The organism is Desulfobacterales bacterium, from assembly GCA_030066985.1.
Taxonomy (GTDB): domain Bacteria; phylum Desulfobacterota; class Desulfobacteria; order Desulfobacterales; family JAHEIW01; genus JAHEIW01.
The window spans coordinates 1-18,968 of the sequence record JASJAN010000020.1; the positions used below are offsets into that span (position 1 = coordinate 1).

The 18,968-nt window shown below is 48.6% G+C and carries 20 protein-coding genes, 1 pseudogene and 1 riboswitch; of the genes and pseudogenes, 12 read left to right on the forward strand and 9 right to left on the reverse strand.

Features of this window, described 5'->3' with window-relative positions; all coding sequences use genetic code 11:
• The 3 genes from QNJ26_11065 to QNJ26_11075 all read right to left on the reverse strand — a co-directional run.
• Window positions 1-470, reverse strand: a 470-nt coding sequence (locus tag QNJ26_11065; GenBank protein MDJ0986075.1) for an inorganic phosphate transporter, incomplete at its 3' end; no start/stop codon positions are given.
• A gap of 307 nt (window positions 471-777) precedes the next feature.
• Window positions 778-2,556: an ATP-binding protein gene (locus QNJ26_11070; protein MDJ0986076.1), complete on the reverse strand. Its 1,779-nt coding sequence runs from the start codon at window positions 2,554-2,556 to the stop codon at window positions 778-780.
• Complete coding sequence (locus QNJ26_11075) at window positions 2,553-3,245, reverse strand: response regulator transcription factor (protein ID MDJ0986077.1); 693 nt, start codon at window positions 3,243-3,245, stop codon at window positions 2,553-2,555. The genes QNJ26_11070 and QNJ26_11075 overlap by 4 nt, the downstream gene beginning before the upstream one ends.
• Window positions 3,246-3,603: 358 nt before the next feature.
• Between QNJ26_11075 and QNJ26_11080 the strand changes: the two genes are divergently transcribed.
• Window positions 3,604-3,978, forward strand: a complete 375-nt coding sequence (locus tag QNJ26_11080) for a metalloregulator ArsR/SmtB family transcription factor (GenBank protein MDJ0986078.1) — start codon at window positions 3,604-3,606, stop codon at window positions 3,976-3,978.
• Between the two features lie 237 nt (window positions 3,979-4,215).
• On the opposite strand, the gene QNJ26_11085 is transcribed toward QNJ26_11080, so the two are convergent.
• Window positions 4,216-4,461, reverse strand: a complete 246-nt coding sequence (locus QNJ26_11085) for a hypothetical protein (GenBank protein MDJ0986079.1) — start codon at window positions 4,459-4,461, stop codon at window positions 4,216-4,218.
• Here QNJ26_11085 and QNJ26_11090 point away from each other — a divergent pair.
• Entirely contained in the window at window positions 4,379-5,341 is a 963-nt protein-coding gene (locus QNJ26_11090) for an SO_0444 family Cu/Zn efflux transporter (protein ID MDJ0986080.1), read from the forward strand. The genes QNJ26_11085 and QNJ26_11090 overlap by 83 nt on opposite strands.
• Window positions 5,342-5,895: 554 nt before the next feature.
• On the opposite strand, the gene QNJ26_11095 is transcribed toward QNJ26_11090, so the two are convergent.
• On the reverse strand, window positions 5,896-8,412 hold the full coding sequence (locus QNJ26_11095) for a SpoIIE family protein phosphatase (protein MDJ0986081.1): 2,517 nt from the start codon (window positions 8,410-8,412) through the stop codon (window positions 5,896-5,898).
• A 169-nt stretch (window positions 8,413-8,581) separates the two neighbouring features.
• Between QNJ26_11095 and rplU the strand changes: the two are divergent.
• The 6 genes and pseudogenes from rplU (at window position 8,582) to QNJ26_11125 (ending at window position 12,275) form a co-directional block, all read left to right on the forward strand.
• A pseudogene (gene rplU, locus QNJ26_11100) lies at window positions 8,582-8,875 on the forward strand (50S ribosomal protein L21).
• 375 nt (window positions 8,876-9,250) lie between these two features.
• Window positions 9,251-9,505, forward strand: coding sequence for a 50S ribosomal protein L27 (gene rpmA / locus QNJ26_11105; GenBank protein ID MDJ0986082.1), 255 nt, complete (start codon window positions 9,251-9,253; stop codon window positions 9,503-9,505).
• A complete protein-coding gene (gene obgE, locus QNJ26_11110) occupies window positions 9,502-10,506 on the forward strand; it encodes a GTPase ObgE (protein ID MDJ0986083.1) in 1,005 nt (334 codons plus the stop codon). Before rpmA ends, obgE begins: the two co-directional genes overlap by 4 nt.
• Window positions 10,507-10,593: 87 nt before the next feature.
• Entirely contained in the window at window positions 10,594-11,259 is a 666-nt protein-coding gene (gene nadD, locus QNJ26_11115) for a nicotinate-nucleotide adenylyltransferase (protein ID MDJ0986084.1), read from the forward strand.
• A complete protein-coding gene (gene rsfS, locus QNJ26_11120; protein ID MDJ0986085.1) occupies window positions 11,256-11,633 on the forward strand; it encodes a ribosome silencing factor in 378 nt (125 codons plus the stop codon). The genes nadD and rsfS overlap by 4 nt, the downstream gene beginning before the upstream one ends.
• A 93-nt stretch (window positions 11,634-11,726) precedes the next feature.
• A complete protein-coding gene (locus QNJ26_11125) occupies window positions 11,727-12,275 on the forward strand; it encodes a type I restriction enzyme HsdR N-terminal domain-containing protein (protein MDJ0986086.1) in 549 nt (182 codons plus the stop codon).
• 36 nt (window positions 12,276-12,311) lie between these two features.
• On the opposite strand, the gene QNJ26_11130 is transcribed toward QNJ26_11125, so the two are convergent.
• Window positions 12,312-12,692, reverse strand: coding sequence for a PilZ domain-containing protein (locus QNJ26_11130; GenBank protein ID MDJ0986087.1), 381 nt, complete (start codon window positions 12,690-12,692; stop codon window positions 12,312-12,314).
• Window positions 12,693-12,969: 277 nt separating this feature from the next.
• Window positions 12,970-13,647, reverse strand: a complete 678-nt coding sequence (locus tag QNJ26_11135) for a zinc ribbon domain-containing protein (protein MDJ0986088.1) — start codon at window positions 13,645-13,647, stop codon at window positions 12,970-12,972.
• A gap of 262 nt (window positions 13,648-13,909) precedes the next feature.
• Window positions 13,910-13,988, forward strand: a riboswitch (cyclic di-GMP riboswitch).
• Between the two features lie 42 nt (window positions 13,989-14,030).
• On the opposite strand from QNJ26_11135, the gene QNJ26_11140 reads away from it, so the two are divergent.
• Together QNJ26_11140 and QNJ26_11145 are read left to right on the forward strand one after the other, a co-directional pair.
• The gene (locus tag QNJ26_11140) at window positions 14,031-14,558 is read left to right on the forward strand and encodes a PilZ domain-containing protein (GenBank protein MDJ0986089.1); all 528 of its coding nucleotides are present in this window, start codon (window positions 14,031-14,033) and stop codon (window positions 14,556-14,558) included.
• Window positions 14,559-14,824: 266 nt separating this feature from the next.
• Window positions 14,825-15,268: a GNAT family N-acetyltransferase gene (locus QNJ26_11145; protein MDJ0986090.1), complete on the forward strand. Its 444-nt coding sequence runs from the start codon at window positions 14,825-14,827 to the stop codon at window positions 15,266-15,268.
• A 79-nt stretch (window positions 15,269-15,347) separates the two neighbouring features.
• Here QNJ26_11145 and QNJ26_11150 read toward each other — a convergent pair whose 3' ends face one another.
• The gene (locus tag QNJ26_11150; protein MDJ0986091.1) at window positions 15,348-17,207 is read right to left on the reverse strand and encodes a hypothetical protein; all 1,860 of its coding nucleotides are present in this window, start codon (window positions 17,205-17,207) and stop codon (window positions 15,348-15,350) included.
• A 647-nt stretch (window positions 17,208-17,854) separates the two neighbouring features.
• Between QNJ26_11150 and QNJ26_11155 the strand changes: the two genes are divergently transcribed.
• Both QNJ26_11155 and QNJ26_11160 read left to right on the forward strand, forming a co-directional pair.
• Window positions 17,855-18,184, forward strand: coding sequence for a TfoX/Sxy family protein (locus QNJ26_11155; GenBank protein MDJ0986092.1), 330 nt, complete (start codon window positions 17,855-17,857; stop codon window positions 18,182-18,184).
• Entirely contained in the window at window positions 18,181-18,723 is a 543-nt protein-coding gene (locus QNJ26_11160) for a DUF2867 domain-containing protein (GenBank protein ID MDJ0986093.1), read from the forward strand. The genes QNJ26_11155 and QNJ26_11160 overlap by 4 nt, the downstream gene beginning before the upstream one ends.
• Here QNJ26_11160 and QNJ26_11165 read toward each other — a convergent pair.
• Window positions 18,695-18,904, reverse strand: coding sequence for a hypothetical protein (locus QNJ26_11165; GenBank protein ID MDJ0986094.1), 210 nt, complete (start codon window positions 18,902-18,904; stop codon window positions 18,695-18,697). The genes QNJ26_11160 and QNJ26_11165 overlap by 29 nt on opposite strands.
• Window positions 18,905-18,968 lie beyond the last annotated feature (64 nt).

The following is an 18,968-nucleotide window of genomic DNA, read 5'->3' on the forward strand; positions in this document are numbered from 1 at the left end:
AAAAAGCCGATGACCATGGCAAATACCGGGGAAATTACCCAGCTTAGAACTACTGCGGCGAGTTTGCCCCAGTTGATCACCGAAAATCCGCCGGCCATGATGCCAAAGCCGATCATGGCCCCCACGATAGAATGGGTGGTGGAGACGGGTAGTGATTTCCAGGTGGCAAAAGATACCCACAAAGCAGCAGCCAGCAGAGCGGATAACGCGCCAATCAGCGCCATATGTGGGTCGGTAAGAATATCAGTTGAAACGATTCCTTTGCGGATCGTTTTAGTGACATGCGAACCAATAAAAACAGCGCCGACAATATTTAAAATTCCGGCAATGAATATGGCCTGCCGAATCGTGATCGCTTTGGCGCCGACCGCAGATGCCATTGAATTGGCCACATCATTGGCACCTATATTCCAGGCCATGTAAAATCCGAAAATGTATCCGATGATCAGTACGGTGTATTCAGATCCCATGCTCTTGTTCTATACGTGAGTCACTGTCTTTAGTAGAAATGTCGGTTATTTATCTCAGCTTTTAGGCAGGTCCATTCGTCAGTTTTCAATATTTTCCTGAATGGTTGAAATGGTTGGCGAGGCAATAGCATGTTGGGTGCGGTAAATCAATGATAAACCGCAGTCTCGGTATAAAATCACTAAATTAAAATTTATACAATGATTTTATATGGTTAAAATAGGATTGGCTGCTACACACGCGCTATTTAATCATGAGGGCTGAATATAAGTGCAGCGTAGCCGGCTTTGAAATGACTTTGAATTGTGACTAAACTTTTTGAGGAATGTGAATGCTAAAGTGGCTGCCTTCACCGAGCTTGCTGTCAACTGTAACATGCCCACCGTGGGCCTGGGCAATATGTTTAACAATGGCCAGCCCCAGGCCGGTGCCACCCATGCTGCGGCTGCGCGCCTTGTCGACCCGATAGAAGCGCTCAAAGAGGCGCGGCAGATGCTTTTGGGCAATGCCGATACCCTGGTCCTGAACACTGAGGATCATCTCGTTTCCCTGGTGATGGGACTTGACATGAATCGTACTTCCCGGTTCACTGAATTTAATGGCATTATCAAGCAGATTCACCACCGCCTGCTCGATCAAGGCGGGGTCCAATAAGGCAGTGGTGTCTTTTTCACAGTCAAGGTTAATATGGATATTTTGTTTTTCGGCTTTTGGTCGGCACAATTGGATAGCGGCTTGAAACACATCCGCAATTTTAACTGACTCAAATTGAATTTCTTTCTTATCGTCTTCCTGCTCAATTCGTGACAGCGCCAACAAATCTTCGATAATGGCATCCAAGCGGTCTACGTGTTTTTGAATAATACCCAGGAAGCGTTCCTTTTCCTGTTTCTTTTCAACTTTGCCCTGCTGCAAGGTTTCGACAAATCCTTTAATGGCGGTCAGGGGCGTTTTGATTTCATGTGAGACGTTGGCCACAAAATCGCGCCGCATGTTTTCCAGGCGCCTCAGCTTGGTTACATCGTGAAATACTACCAAAGTGCCGATTTGATCTTGATTTGCGTCGAAAATAGGTGAGCCTTTGACACCGATCACGCGTTCTTCATTTTGAAATACCGTGATGTCTTCTTCAGTCGGGTTTGTGTTACTGATCGCTGCGCGGATAAACTGCTGCAATGCCGGAGAGCGGATGATTTCCTGAATGCTTTTTCCCTGGCAATCTGCCGGTTCTTTTTCAAAAAGCCGGGCAGCCGTCTGGTTGATGCTCACAATGCGCTCTTCGGTGTCGATGGCAATCACCCCTTCCAACATGCTGGCCAGCACGGTTTCGAGCTGATTGCGCTGGCGGATGATGGTTTCAATTCGATCATTGAGCTGGGCGGCCATCTGATTCATGGCGTCAGCCAGTCCGCCCATTTCTTCGGTCTGTGGCGGTGTCAGGCGATGGCTCAAATCACCGTTGGCAAAATGTTCGGCACTTTTTTTCATCTGCTCGATCGGCTGGCTGATGCGGCGGGAGATGACCCAGCTGATACCCGCCGCCAGCAAAGCAATAATGCATCCACCCAGGGCGATTTTAAGTCGAATGGATCGGATTTCAGCTTCGACCGCAGTGGCCGGCAATGCCGTGCGCAGTACGGCCACAATTTTCTGGCGATCTTTGACCGGTACAGCAACATAATACATCTGTTGCATGAGCGTATTGCTGAAGCGCATGGACTTTCCGGTCTGACCGGCCAGTGCGGTCATGATTTCCGGCCGGTTGGCATGATTGTCCATCAGGTGGGGTGCTTCTCGCGAATCTCCGATGACTTTGCCATCCGGCAGGATGACAGTGATGCGAGTGGCCGAAAGCCTTCCGGCTTCTTTGCTGATGGAATCGATGGCAGCGGCATCCAATGGTGACAGCAGCCCTGATATCTGCTTTTCAAGTAGGGCCGCTCTGGCCTTCAAGTCAGTGGCGGTCTGGTCCAGAAAAAATTGGCGCATGGCCTCGGAGGCATACCAGCTAACGGCCAGCAATGAAATAAGGGTAATCAGTAAATATGAAGGAAAAAGCCGCCACAGCAGGCGTTGACGCTTTTTCATGGAGACTCCTTAAACCGATACCCGACTCCCCGTACGGTTTCGATATATTTTCCATGGGCGCCGAGTTTTTTGCGCAGCCCCACGATCTGTACATCCACACTGCGGTCGGTGACCGGGTAGTCGTTGCCGCGGATCGAATTGACGATGTGAGAGCGGGTAAATACCCAGCCGGGCCGCTTGGCCAACAGCAAGAGCACCTGAAATTCGGTGTAGGTTAAATCAACGGGCTCTCCTTTGACCACAACACGGCGCCGGCCGGGATTGATTTCGATGTCATAGATTTTCACCAAGGCCATTTCATCTTGCGGCTCTTCTTTGTGTCGACGAAGGGCCGCGCGCACGCGGGCGATCATGACTTTGGGGCTGAAGGGCTTGGTTATATAATCATCGGCACCTAGCTCGAGTCCGGTGACGATGTCGGCTTCTTCGCCTTTGGCGGTCAGCATCACTATGGGGATGCTGCGCAGTCGGGCATCATTTTTAACGGTTCTGGTAAACGCCAATCCATCCATGCCCGGCAGCATCAGGTCCAGCACGATCAAATCAAATGGATCTGAACGAACTTTGCGCAGCGCATCTTCCCCGGTCAGCGTCCCGGTGACCTGATATCCCTCGCGGGAGAGATTGTAGCGCACAAGTTCGAGAATATCCTCCTCATCATCAACGACCAATATTTTTTCCTTTGCCATTTTTTAATTTACCTTTGCTGTTGGGTTATGAAGTGATGCTAACACAATTCTAATATTTGTCCCTGGCCAAGGAAAATATTATAATATTGTTATCATAAAGTTACGTTACTGTTAAGAACCTGTTAAAAAATGCATCCACATAGTAAGGGTTGGCCGGTTGAGTTGGCTGTGATGGTTCCCGTGAAACGGAATTGAGCCCATTACCCGTTAACTCTTTTAAAAAGTAAAACTCGGTATTGTTCCTTTTTTAAAACCGGCACAACCGGCAACGGGCAAACCGGCTCAACAGATTTTAAGCCTTGACAAAAGGATGTAAAGAGGTTATATGAATATATGTTCATATATTCAAGGAGTGGATATGAGTACTGTAAAAGCGCAATGCTTGGATGGGGATGACTGTCAAATCAGGGTGATCCACCTTGATAGGGTTGAACAGGCGCGCAGAGACACCGTATCAGAAAAAGAAATTGAGCGGCTGTCCTCGATTTACAAGATCCTGGGAGACCCCAGTCGTCTGAAGATCGTCATGGCGCTTAAAAACGTGGAAATGTGCGTTTGTGACCTGGCGGCCTTTCTGGGTCTGACCGAGTCAGCAGTGTCCCATCAACTTCGGCGTTTTCGCGATCTGGCCCTGGTCAAAAGCCGCCGTGATGGTCAGGTGATCTATTATTCGCTGGATGATGAGCATGTGGCGGAGTTGTTGAATGTGGGGCTTGAGCATGTCTCCGAGTAATTTTTCGATGCCTAAATAGGCCTTTTTCCGATATGCTGTGTTCTCCGCGGGTTTACTTCCTCGACGTACTACGAGTACGCCTCTTTGTAAACCCTTGTGCGGCCTTGCCTATCGAAAAAATTCCTTATCTATGCATCGAAAAAACATTCATTAAAAAAAACAAAACTAAGGAAGAAAATTGAATTTCATATTTGAAATATTGCTGGCGACGTGGCATCTACTCGTTGACGCTTCGGTTTACATCTTGTTCGGATTGCTGGTGGCTGGATTGCTGCGGGTATTTTTAAATCCCAGCTCGATCACCCGGCATCTGGGGCAGGGTCGGTTTAAATCGGTCCTGAAATCAGCCTTTTTTGGTATTCCAATCCCATTGTGATCATGCGGTGTGCTGCCCGCAGCCGTGTCGCTGCGCAAACAGGGTGCCAATAATGGCGCCACAACTGCATTTTTAATTTCAACCCCGGAGTCCGGGGTGGATTCCATTTCCATCACCTATGCTTTGCTGGATCCCATCATGACCGTCGCGCGCCCGGTGGTGGCTTTTATCACCGCGGCGGTGGCCGGCATTACCGAAAACCTTTTTGGGCCCAAAAATGAAACCACCCGCATCACACCGGATCTGACCTGTCCGGTGGATGGCTGCTGCGACGGGGAGAATTGCTCACCAGAAGAGCACCGCCTGCATCACACCTTCGGGGAAAAACTTGCTGCCGGCATGCGTTTTGCCGTCGATGATCTCTGGAATGATCTGGCCGGCTGGTTTATGATCGGAATGATATTGGCCGGATTGATTACGGTGCTGATCCCGCCAGACATGTTCGGTAAATATCTGGGCGCCGGCCTTCCGGCCATGCTGATCATGCTGGCGGTGGGCATTCCGTTGTATATTTGCGCAACAGCCTCCACCCCGATTGCCGCAGCCCTGATTCTAAAAGGCGTCAGCCCGGGCGCCGCTCTGGTATTTCTTTTAGCCGGGCCGGCCACCAACATCGCCTCCTTAACGGTCTTAACCGGTGTGCTGGGCAAGCGGGCCACTGCCATTTACCTGACATCCATTGCAGTATGCGCGGTTGTGTTTGGTTTAATCGTTGATCAGGTATATGTTTCTTTAGGGATATCGGCCCAGGCCGTAGTGGGCCAGGCGTCGGAAATTGTGCCCCGTTGGGCGGGGGTCATCGGTGCGCTGATGATACTGGGAATGTCGGTTAAACCCATCTGGAAGGCGCTGCGGGCACGCTTCAGTCCGGCCGCAAAGCAGGAAGAGACCCTATCTGAGACGAAGAAAACGTTGGCTGAGCCGCTGCCGGTGGTGTCTGATTGCTGTCCGAAATGCGATAGTTCTTCCGATACACGCCGCAACTGATCCTTATATCACACCCGCTCCCTTTGGTCGCTCGAGACGCAGAGGGCCCAGAGAGATTTTTCATTTTTTCGGTTTCCTCTGAGGAGGAGGAAACCGAAAATCAATCAGCCTCTGCGGGGCAAATCAGGTACAGGTAACACCCACCTTAAATTCGGATAATCGGAATCTGACACCTGAATCCGCCTGCGGCGGAACACCTGAAACCTATCGCTTCTGAAAGAAGCGATCATTACTTTTCATTCAAATTTTATTGTCACTGAATTTTGAACGAGTTGTAGGCTTTCATATGCAAGGCACTTAAGGCCGGGGCTATAGTGAACTATGCCCCGGCCTTAATAATCCGCCAGAGGCGGGCAGGCGCCCAATGGTCCGCCAATATTTGTGGCGGATTAAAAACCGATTCAAAATGCTCGAATACTATCGTGTATGCTCCACTTTTGAATCGGTTTTCGCCTTGCCTTTGAGCGTGATCTACTATTTTTGAAACAGCTTCGAGTTAAACGATAATTTTTATTCTAAAAAAATTTTATTTCTCATTACTTTTCATTCAAAATTCAGTTTTGGACTTTTGCGACTACAAGTGTAATATCATCTTCAGATTTGAGCCCCCGGGTAAAATGGTCCAGCTCATCATAAACGGCGCCCAGTATATGATTGGCGTCTTCTTTTGAACAATCCCGGATCACTTTCTGAAATCGTTTTTTACCGAACATTTCCCCATTGGGGTTGCAGGCCTCCCAGATCCCATCTGTGCCGATGGCAACGATCTGCCCATCGGAAAGCCCGGTCTTATTATAGGCTTCATATCGAAAATCATCTTTGACCCCCAAGGCAATACCGGTGCCGGCTAATTCCTCAAATGTATTTTGGGCCGGATCAAAAAGGACGGCCGGATCATGGCCGGCACGCACCCATTGAAGATGCTCATTTTGCGGGTCGATGGTCATATAAAATAGGGTCATAAAGCGTCCCGTATCCAAAACATCCAGGGCTAAATGACGGTTCATTTCAGAGATGATGTCAGAAATATCTCCGGACTGTGCGGCGCGCATGCGCAAAAAGGCGCGCGCTGAGGTCATCAGCAACGCGGCATCCACTCCGTGGCCGGTAATATCACCCACCACGATGCTAAACGGCGCGTTGGGATATTCTTTTTTTCCCAGAAAGTCAAAATAATCCCCACCGATTTCCTCACAGGAGACATTTTTGCCGGCCACATCGAGGCCTTGAACCTGGGGGCTTGCCTGGGGAAGAAGACTTTTTTGAACCTCGGCCGCCAGCGCCAGCGCCTTTTTTTGTTCGGTCATGTCGGTCACAAAAGCCATGTTCCCGATGATGTTATTGCTATCGTCGCGTAACGTATTGCCGTGAACAAGGACCGGGATGATTCTGCCGTCCCTGGCAACCAGAGAGCATTCGAACCGGCGGTATTCTTTGGACAGAATTTTTTCCTGGTTGATCTGCATAAATTGTTTAAAATCGTCGGTTGCCAGATCTAATGGTGTTTTGCCGATAATGTCATTTTTGGCGTAGCCGATCATCTGACAGTAGGCCTGATTGGCATCCGTGATGACCAGATCTTGATTCATTAAAATAAAGCCTTCGCCGGCAGTGGTAACAATGCGACGGTATTTTTCCTCGCTTTTTCGTAAGGCCGCTTCTTTTTGCTGAATTTCCTGGCGGGCCTCCTCGACCTCCTGGATGATTGTATGGTGCATGCGCGAATTGAAATCCTTAATCTCCTCCAAGCGCTGGCGATAGATTTCTGAGCGGTTCAGTTTTCTCGTCAAGAATTCATTGGCTTGCTTTAGCTGCGCAATCTCCTGCTGCTCATCCTGATGACTTTCGGCCGCTTTTGATGGCTCAATGCCGAGTGGCCGCAAAAATTCGGCCTCATCGCGTTTTAAAACTTCTCCATTACCCTGACCGACCAGCAGGGTGACCAGGGTGGCCCCATGGAAAAAGCTATCCTGGCCTTTGACCAGAGGAGCGATCTCACCAAATGAATAAAATCCACTCAGCGGCAACTGTGCCGGCAGGTGGTCCTGCAAAATTTTGAGTTCTTCCCCGACCTGAGTGCCCAAAACATCTTTGCGAAATGCGCACGAGAAGGCTAATCCGAAGGTCGGCTGAAATTCGCAATCGTCAGCCATCAGTTTTTTTACAGATGTTTTGGTATCATCAATTAAAAATTCACGGATGGCCTCGGTCAGCTGAACAGTCGAGCCTTCGGGGATTGATTCCGAGAAGGTAATACTGCCATCCGGGTTATAAATTATCGGGGCGCGCAAGTAAGAACGCTCGCTGTTTTCCTCGAACACCGCCAGAACGAATTCGCGGGCTGGCTCTGTATGATCACCCAGGTAATGTTGATAGAATTCGATTGCGGTCATATTTTCGATTCTTTTAACGGTACGGTCCTCTGCCGCGGTAACCCTGGCCCGCTTTCCAACGGGTTTCCAGCTGTTGGCAATCGAAAATGCATATTCGAGCGGTCCGCCGAATACCATAATCGGGATGGCGTCTTGCAAAATTTCATCCTTATAAAATTGATAAATAATATCTTTTTCATGCCAGAGGGTGCCGGCAGCACCGCCAAAAACCGGGCAGCCATGACTGAGCTCCTGATTGAGCCTTTTCATAATCGGATCAAATGAGCGGTTGTACCCGTCAGGCAACGCCAAACACATTGATGCCGGTTTGGTCAATCCCTTTTTGGCCTGTTTGACGGCGCTTTTAACCGCAGCATCTGGATTTTCCGATAAACGACGGCCGATCCCGGCGTTGATTTCAATTTGATCTGAGTAGAAGACCATCAGGGCGATCGAATCGTCGCTGAACCCGTAACTGGATGAAAATTCGCCGGAGGTGGTACAGCCGATTAGCGCCAAGTCCGGGAAACTGCTGTTGATGTGGTCAAGCATCAGCCGATGATCAAAATTGATGCCGGCAAAAACGATTCCGGCCTGCGGCATATGGCCGTTTAGATGCTGCCGGCACTGTTTGACCGCAGCCTCAACCGCCTGCTGTGTATCGATATCCTCTGCCTGGCCCAAGCTTGCAATAAACATTTCTTTATACTCCTGTACCGTTTAGATTTATACGATTGAAACCGTCCATCGATAATATGTTTATTCTGCATCAAAATTCAACTTTTTCTTGACAAATTTATCTGAAAGATTAATTATTCGTGGTTTTAGGATGATGGAAAAGTCGGACATTTTTAAGGAGGCAAATTCAATGTACGCGGTAGTGACTTCAGGCGGCAAACAATATAAAGTTAAAGAAGGCGAAACGCTGCGGGTTGAGAAGATTTCAGGTAAGGTCGGAAGCCCGGTGACATTTGACCAGGTTTTGATGATTTCCGACGGAACCGATGTCAATATCGGCCAACCCGTTCTGGCTGATGCGACGGTGGAAGGTCAAATTGTCGAACAAGGCAAAGCAAAAAAAATTATTGTTTTTAAATATAAGCGCCGCAAACGCTATCGCCGCAAGCAAGGGCATCGGCAGCAATACACGGATATTAAAATAGTCAGCATCAAAGCCAAAGGGGTAAAGGCCGGCAAGAAGGCTGCACCTGAAGGCGACGCCAAGAAACCTGCGGCCGAAAAAGTAAAACCCGTGGAGAAGAAAGCGACGCCTGAAGCAAAGGTTGCTGAGGCGCCGGAAGCTGCGGCCAAGCCAAAAGAGACCAAAAAGCCCGCGGCCAAGGCAGCCCCCAAGAAAGCGGCTGCCAAAAAGGCTGCGCCCAAGAAGGCAGCTCCAAAGAAAGCGGCTGCCAAAAAGGCAGCCCCCAAGAAAGCAGCCGCTAAAAAAGCGGCTCCCAAGAAAGCGGCGACGAAACCCAAAGACAAAAGCTAACGAAGCATCCAAAAATATTGACACATATCGTAAGGAGCAGCAGCCATGGCTCATAAAAAAGCAGCAGGAAGTTCCAAAAACGGGCGCGACAGCAACGCCCAACGGCGTGGTGTTAAACGCTACGGCGGCCAAAAGGTTAAAGCCGGTAATATCCTTGTACGCCAATTGGGAACCCGGATTCATCCGGGGGATAACGTCGGCATCGGCAAGGATTATACCCTCTTTGCCAAGATCGACGGCATTGTTGCCTACGAAAGAGTCGGTCGCTCACGCAAAAAAGTCAGCGTATATGCCGAGTGAAATTTATTGATGAAGCACGAATCACCTTGCAGTCCGGTGATGGCGGGCGGGGATGCGTCAGTCTGCGACGTGAAAAACATGTTCCCCGCGGCGGCCCGGACGGCGGTGATGGCGGAAAAGGCGGAGATGTAATCTTAAAGAGTTCATTGCGCCGCCGCACCCTCTATCCCTTTCAATTCAAACGCGAGTTTAAAGCCAAAAATGGCGCTCATGGTCAGGGCAAGCAAAAGACCGGGAAAAACGGCCCGGACCTGATCATCGAAATTCCACCCGGCACCCTTGTCAAAGACGCCGCTACCGGCGAAGTTCTTAAGGATTTTATTTCTGCCGGTGAATCTTATACGGTCGTAAAAGGCGGCCGGGGCGGCCAGGGCAATGCGCGCTTTAAAACATCCACCCATCGAACACCCCGTTTTGCTCAACCCGGTGAAGCCGGACAAATCCGCCATCTGAAACTGGAGCTCAAACTCTTGGCTGACGTTGGCATCATCGGCCTGCCCAACGCCGGCAAATCAACTTTGATCAGCGTGATTTCATCCGCTTCCCCTAAGATTGCCAATTACCCGTTTACTACGCTAACTCCCACACTGGGTGTTGTCGAAACCGAATGGGGCGACCCGTTTGTGGTTGCCGATATTCCCGGTTTGATTGAAGGCGCCCATCAGGGGGCCGGTCTGGGTACTCAATTTCTGCGGCATATTGAGCGCACCCGCATCTTAATTCATCTGATCGATGCCGCAGCCATTGATCCGCGACATCCGCGCAATCACCTTAAAACGGTGAATAGGGAATTGGCTTCCTTTAATCCGCAATTGACCGAAAAGCCGCAAATTGTGGCCCTCAACAAAATGGATTTGCCGGGTGCCCCTGAGGCGGCAGAAGCTTTTGTTGCCGCACTGGATCCGGAACCGGTCTTTTTGATTTCGGCTAAAGAAAACCAGGGCGTCAAGCGCCTGATGTCACAAACCATTGAGCTACTGGATAAATCGGACGAAAGGTGATGGGACAAGAGCGGTCTGAGCCAGGCATATAACAACTGTATAAGCAATTGTTTGATTCGGACTCAATGGATATGGTATTGAAAAACTATGCGCATTGGATTATTCGGCGGCACGTTTAACCCCATTCATCGGGGGCACCTGCGGGCTGCATCAGAGGTTAAAAACATTTATAGCCTGGATCATATCTTTTTGATTCCAGCCGCATTGCCGCCGCATAAAACACCCGTAGCGGTGGCCAGTGCCGATGACCGTCTTGCGATGATCCGCCTGGCAATCGGCGACAATGGCGGTATAACCGTTTCGGATGTCGAATTGCAGCGCAGCGGGCCATCCTACACAATTGATACGGTTTACCATTTTAAAGGCACCCAGTCTGATGATGCCAGCATATTTCTGGTTATGGGACTGGATGCTTTCCTTGAAATTGATACCTGGAAATCTTACCGGGAATTACTCGAGCAGATTCCCATGATCATCATGGGGCGTCCCCAACATCCGAATCAAAATATACAGCAGGGCTGGAAAATCCTGCAGGAATACCTTACCTTTAAAATAGCGGCGGAATACCGGTTTTCAAAAACTCAAAAGGCCTTCATTTCAGAAGGCAGGCAGACTGTTTACGTCTGTGATGTCCAGGCGCTGGATATTTCATCGACACAAATCCGGCAAGCTGTTAAACAAAATCAAAGCATCGACAATTGGGTTCCCGCCCCGGTAGCAGAATATATACATCAAAAAGGACTCTATACATGAGCAGAGACGCGGCTGTTGCGCTTGATGTGTTCATAGAAGCAGTAACGAAAAAGAAAGCATTGAATTTAGTGGTTTTGGATGTCCAGAACCTGACCTCCATCGCCGATGTTTTTATCATCTGCAGCGGACAATCCAACCGCCAGGTAAACGCAATTGCAGACGCGGCGATTGACCATTTAAAAAAGCATAAAATCAAACCCCTCAGCGTTGAAGGCACCGGCGAGGGCCACTGGGTGCTAATGGACTACGGAGATGTGGTCATTCATATATTCTACGAGCCGGTGCGTGAGTTCTTCGACCTCGAGGGCCTGTGGGTGGATGCCAAACGAGTTGAAACCCCGATTCTGAAAAAGCTGCAAAACTCAAACAAATAAGAAAATGCACTTATATCGGGGAGCCCGTGGTGAACGCATTAATTTAAACTTAATTCTCTGTGTTCTCTGTGAGCTCTGTGGTGAAATGTTGAGATGATAAAACCGCTAAAACCCTACTCCATGATAACCGATTTTGTGACCGGTAAGGAAATTCCCAATGTCGGGGCTGAGGAAAACAGGCAGAAGGTGGAAAAATTCTTGGTCAATGAAAAAGGGTATGCCAAAGCAGATATCGAAGTCGATGTTGACCTTGAAATCAGCGTTGCAGGTGAAACCTACCGCTCGCAAATAGACCTTGTGGTCAGCCTCGATGGCGGCGCCAGCCGATTTATGGCCATAAAATGTGCCGCGGCTTCTTTAGGCTCACGGGAAAGAGAAATTTTAGCGGCTGCCCGGCTTGTGGGGGATGCTCAAATTCCGCTGAGTGTCGTATCTGACGGGAAAACCGCAATTGTGCTGGATACGGTTTCCGGCCGTAAGCTGGCAGAGGGGCTGGAAGCCATTCCTTCAAAAGAACAGGCTCACGAGCAGCTTAACAAGCTGAACCTGCAGCCCTTTCCTGAAGCAAAACGGGAGCGCGAAGGCTTAATTTTTCGAACCTATGACAGCATGAACGTTAATGTGAGCCGAAATTTGACGTAGGGCGCAAGGCGAACGGTTTCAAAAATAGGTTGGAAATTAAACTCGGGCGCCATTGATCACAATGGGCTCTGATTCAAATTGCTGATAGGCTTGAAATAAACGAGTTGCAAAGGCGATGTTTTCATCGGATTCGCCCTGAAAATTGATTCCGCTTTTGTAATTTCCGTCTTTGTTCTTGACGGAAAAAACCACCCTTCCGATGATCCGGGTCATGTTATCTTCCAGGTCAACAAATACCAGATAGATATTCTTTTGCTGAATCATCTGGGCAGTTTCCAGCAGAATGCCGTTTTGGCTGATGTCCAGGGCAATTCCCATATTTTGCTCGCACAGAACACCATCTTTGTCCAAACAATCGTAGGCAACCGGATTACAGACTTTTATCCTGGGGAATTTTCTGCGGTCTAATTTCTTCATGCTATAAATATCGGTAATTTAACAAGAACCTTAAACTTTTTTTCTCAATTTCTTACTTTTTTTAGAACCTACCCTTGGCTCAGGGCAATAAGATATTACTGGAAAGATATATTAAAATGATATGAAAAAATAAATGAAATTGGCTTTAAAATATCAGATTTTGATTGATAACAAGGCGCGAAAGGGGTCAAAAGCGGAGCGTACACGATAGTACGCGAGCATTTTTAGCCCTTTTGCAACACAGTTATCGAGCAAAAGATGAGGTTTTAAAGCCAATTTAGAGGCCGGCGACATCCTTGCTACAATGCTTGCAGACTTTGGCCCTTTTCTTGATAATCTCGGCGCAAAAGGGGCATTCGCGGGTATAGAATTTTTTGTGAATACTTGAAATAGCGTTTTCGACTGTTTCCTGCAGAATTTGATTGCCGAAATTGACATTCTGGATAGGCTCGATGGCTTCCAGTTCACCGATGTCTCCGATCATCTCTGCGGCCTTAACCCTGACGCGAACCGGCTCGGTGACATCGAGCAGGATTTTGAGAATCTGGGGCCCGTCTTTGCTCACATAGCAATCCGCCAGGATTGAAAATCCTTTTTTGGTCGCTTCTTTAAGGGCTTCCTGCTCAGCTATTACCTGGTCATCGATGACCTGGCCGCGGCCTCCCATGCTGCTGAAAACCGGCATGATTTCAAATGTTTCGGTCCCTGGGTAGTTCATGCAGCGATAGGAAGCGTTCTGAGCATAGTTTTCCTTCATGTGATCCCAGCCGGACTCGTAACAAGAACAGCTGTCATTAAAGCAGATATACAGATAAGGCGTTCCCCAGCCGAGGCCATCGCCTACAGACACCGGAGGGACCTCCCATAGGTTCATCTCTTCACTGCAATGCGGACATAAGGGCTTTTCGCGAGACATTATCCGTTCCAGAACCTGTTCTTTGGTTTCAAACGCCATCGTGCATACTCCATTTCTGAGCGTTCTTTGAACGCAACTGTTAATCTTATTAAAATTAGGTGACGTTAAGTTAAGTTGCTTATTTAAAATGTCAACTGATCCTGTTGGGCTATGATCACAGGTGCGCCAAGGATTAAATAATAGTGAAATGCTGGTTATACCAATAGTTGGTTGCCGTCGACTAGCTGATATAAAAACCCCATTTTATGTATTGACATTGTAATGCATATGATATATAATTGGTCTAAATTTAATCCTTCTTTCCTGAAAAAGCCAAACCCTTCGCAAGATGGGGACGGAAAGCCACGGGTCCGTCGGAGGCGGATAGCCGGGTTGCCAGATTTTCGGTGGTCCGGCTATTTTTGTTGGGAGGTAACCAGTCAATGAAAAAAGATAAAATCTATTCTCTGCGAATGAACAGCAAAGTCCGCGAGGCGCTTCAACGGGCATCGAACAAAGAGCAGCGCTCTGTGGCCTCATTAATGGACAAAATCATCATGGATTATTTGACCCGGGAAGGATTTCTCAGTGACGCGGATTACGGGGTCGAGCGACGTCAGTTTAATCGCAAAAAAATTACGGTACCCACAGAGACAACCTTCACGGAAGGCCAAACCCAAAAAGCAGTGCCCGGGGTTGTGCTGGATCTGTCTCTGGGCGGTGCTTTAATCACCTACCCGAAGAGTTCCGATGTTCGGTTTTCATCGGTTGGTAAATTGCCTGAATTCGGCCTTGAGCTGCAGGTACCCGGCCGGACGGATTTGTTGCACTTCGATTGCAATGCCAAGCACATGCGCGATACCGGGGAAGAGATTCATGTGGGCGCCAGCTTCAGCAATCCAGAAGACAAAGAATTACAGAAATTAAATGAATATCTTTCTGACAAGCAATCGGAAAAAAAAGATAGCTAGCCGTCACGACCGGTCCTGATTTTGTCACGGAGCATTTGATTTAACCCAATCGTAATGTGCCATTTTGTCAAGCCTATATCGATTGATGTGCGCATTTGACCTGCCTTAATGTCACCCTGTAACGGGTTCCATACCAGACATCTCAATGGTATTGAAAATAATGGTGTAGTTTATTATGGTGTCTGCCAACCTGCCCTATGAACATCAAATGTTTTTTCGCCATAATGTTGTTTTAATGATTTGAGATCATCAATAGGGGTGTCATCATGAGCGATTCTGTGATTGCCTATCATGAACAACCGCCACCGGCCGACGATTACGATCAACTGTTTGAAACCACCGGCTGGAACAAATCCTATAAAGCCAGCCCGCAGCAGCTGCACCGCGCCATCTCCGACAGCTGGTATGTGCTCTCTGCCTATGAGAACAATCAGCTGGTTGGCTTCGGGCGCATTATATCCGATGGGGTTTTATATGCCCTGATCTGTGATCTGATTGTCAACCCCGCCTGCCAGGGGCAGGGCATCGGCAGCACCCTGTTGAATAAGTTAATCGAATACTGCCGTGCGCAGGATATCCGGGTCATCTGGCTGTTTGCCGCCAAAGGCAAAAGTGCTTTTTACAAAAAGTTTGGTTTTTTGGAACGGCCGGTTGATGCACCGGGCATGCAAATGACGTCAAGCGCTCCCACAGGCGGGTCTGCGATTTAACAGACCCGCTAGCATTGAATTAAATGCCGCAACAGCAGATGGGCTGCCGCTGCGGCAGTTTAATTTGAACACGAGGCTGTTATTCCTGTGTTGCCCAGACAACCGCTGCATCAAACAGCGCCCAACCGCTATCGGTAAACCATTTGGCTGAATTTTTATGCGGAAACATGCCCACGCGTCGAGCCGGGGCAGGCATTCCGTCCACCAATTGGGCATTCTTATCATAGGTGAAGATGGTTGCCTTGTCTGAAAAACGGTTCAGGAAAGCGATGATGGTTGCCGATTTAGCCGGGATACCCCAACCGACGCTTCTGCTGCGAGAAGTCACCCGTACCTGGCCCTGGTGATCTGCCGCAATGGGTTCATCCACGGTGTTAAGATAAATCGTGTCCTGGCGCCGCCAATTCCCGTAATCTTTCTTTGGCTGTGCTGCGGTCATTTTCAGATCATCATATAAATAGGACTCAAAACAAATCACCGGTATATCGATGGACGTAAACCGTTCACCCACCAACTGCGACCATACCGATTCAGAAATGACTATCAATTTCAGGTCTGCCATTTCGGCCTGTTCAAGTTGATTGTCATCGATAACCTCAACCAGGTGGCCTGAACGTTCCAGGCGCATTTTGATTTGACGGTCGCTATAGTTTGGCAGTGTACGCCCCACCACCAGAAGTGTCTTATCCATGGAGGCCGTATCATTTGTGGCTTGCATCATCGCTTCGATGGCCATATCCAAGAAAACATACTTTTTAGCAGCCTCACCGCATTGAGCGACGATGGCAATGACATTATGATCTTCTTGCAAAGCATGGCGAATGTTGAACACGCGCGGCTTACCGCCCTCACCGAGTGTGGGGCCCTCCACCAGAATGGGATGGCCGTTAATATACAAACTCAATTTTCCCGGGTTGGCCACATATGCTAACGCTTTGGTAATCTGTTGTGGGTTACAGGGGAGATTAAAGGTTTTATGAAAGTAGGCCATCGACGGAATACTGCTGCTTTGCGGATCAACCCCCGGTGGGCAGAACCACATCTTTTCGGCTTCGGTGTCCGGGCGCATTTCTGAGGGATGCTTTAGATGCGCAAATCCGGTCGCCGCCTGCTTCCAGTGGGAAGGGGCTTCAGGGGTTGCCGGCCATATCTTGACGTTGTTACATCCCTCACCTGCACAGGCTTTCCAGCTCTGATCACTGACAATGGTGAACGTAACCGGCACCGGCGGAACCGGCATCAAACACCAATCCACCGCCGCCTCGAACAATGCCCAGCCTTCGGGTGTCAGATAGGCTGCGGTATTGCGGTGCAAAAAAAAGCCGACCCGCTTGTCGGGCGCAACCATACCGGGCATCTGCGCTCCTTTATCATATGCAAAAATGGGACAGCGGTTGGTATCATCGATCAAGGTCGCAATTTTAATAGCCCCTTTGCCTGCCAAACCCCAGGCCAAAGCCCGGCGCCGATAGGTTATGGAGACGCTACCCGTCATTTCGGCGGTCATTTGGTGCGGAAATTCGGTTAAGGTAATCGCGGAACGACGCCGGGCATTACCGAAATCAGTGCCATATGTTGATCCGGCCATACCCATGTAATGAAATAGCCAGGGCTCGGATACAATAATGGGAACAGGGAGGTTTCGAAAGGTGGTATTGATTCTTTTGGAGTAAACTGATTCAGAAATAACCACCAGGTCTTTTTCAAGGGCATCGCTGATGCTGGCATCACGGTCTGAGACGACACTAACTGAGAAACCTCGGCTTTCAAGATTTTCCAATATGGCAGCGTCGCCAGCATAAGGTCTTGTGCCGGTAATCAAAAGGATTTCGGCACAAAAGACTGTAGCGGCGCTTGCCAAAAAAAATAATGTAACTACTGCAAATAAAAAGATCTTTAGTGGAATAAATTTGGATTTCAATAAATTGCTGTGCAACATAACCATTCCCCTCCTTTGGCTTGGGCAGCCCAATTGGTCTTGCTTTGCCCTGCCGGTCTGATTATGTAGAAACAATTGAAAATGAAAATTTCCCCGGAGCGAAAAAGAGCAAGATTTAAGCCATGGCAGCGTTGCAGACGGCGGGTTCTAAAAATCAGGATCAGATTTAATGAATTATTAAAAACTTAGGCTGAGATACGAATAGTTTGAAATTTCTGGAAGAGAACACGTGGTGTGAGCTGGGGTTACTGGGTTGAAACTTAAATTACCATCTGGTAACCAGAACCTTTATCAAAAATGTATCTAACCCGTCTGAGGCAGGCAAGAACCAAAGGTTTGACTAATAATCGATGAGGCGGCCATGTAATTTTTGTACAGGCGCCATGATTTACAAGTTGCCTGTGGCCTGGTATTAGGGATTACATATACAAAGTCAGTAAATTCTAAGGATGGGTTGCTGGTCATCCCAAATATCAGGCCACAATCTGCCATGCGGGTAATCTCTTTGCATAGCGCCTTACAGAAAACAACATGACCTTGATCGACGCAAAAACCGAGCTATATTCTGACATCGCCATCGATTCTTCGCGAGATTGATGAGTTTTTGTACATCTTAGCTTATCAAGGTTGCAAAAAAGGAAAAACAGATGCCATATAATGAAGAGATCAATGCTCGGATCAGAAAGATTGTCAGCCGCTGGAAAAATGCCGATGCCAAAAAAATGTTCGGCGGGGTCTGCCACCTGCTGAATGGAAACATGGTTTGCGGGGTTTATAAAGATTATCTCATCCTGCGGCTGGGTGAAGAGGCGTCTGTCAAAGCGTTAAAAAAGACGTATTCGCGACCGTTTGATATCACCGGCAAACCCATGAAAGGTTGGGTGATGCTTGAAGATCGGGGCTTTAAAAGCGAAGATCAACTCAGAGCCTGGCTGAACAAGGCCAAAGATTTTGTCAACACCCTGCCGCCCAAATGAATTTCACTGTTGACATCCCGGAAATAGCCCCGCTGTTTGAGGGATCAAACTATATCGATATTAAGACCATCGAAGGCAAAACATCATTGCGTCGGTTTGTGGCGTCAATGCTGTCTTACTATCCTTGGTGGATTGTGTTGCTTTATCGTATTCGGAGCGCTCTGGTGAAGATCCTGGGATTAGTGGCGCACGAAGCACCGGAAGTTTTGCCGAGCCTGCAGCCGGATGATGTGTCCTTTGTGGTGGGTGATGTGGTCACCTTCTTTACCGTGCGATTGGCAAAAGAGGAACATTATTGGGTCAGCGAGACACCGCAAGATAAACACTTAAAAGCTTTTTTGGGCGTTGTCGTCGAACCTATAGCCGAAAACCGCAAACGCTTTCATGTGGCCACCATTGTACACTACAAACACTGGACCGGCCCGCTGTATTTTAACTTGATTCGCCCCTTTCACCATCTGGTGGTCAGTCGCATGATGCGAGCCGGGTTGACGCGCCGACCATCACCGCTTATGGCAAGCGCTCCAGATGACGGTTGATCGCTTGTTCCAATTTTCTTTTGCGAATATCGGTTCCCTCAACAATAATTTCATCACCCACCATCACTGCTGGCGCCACCGGCAGATCGAGCTCAAAATATTCGTCGGTCATAAATTCGTCTTTTGGTTTTTCTATTGTTTCAATCTCGATATCGTATTTTGCGCCCAACCTGGGCATCATTTTTTTGAAGTGCTTTCAGGGTTTACCATTGGGCAGGTTCATGAAAAATATGACCTTTAACATA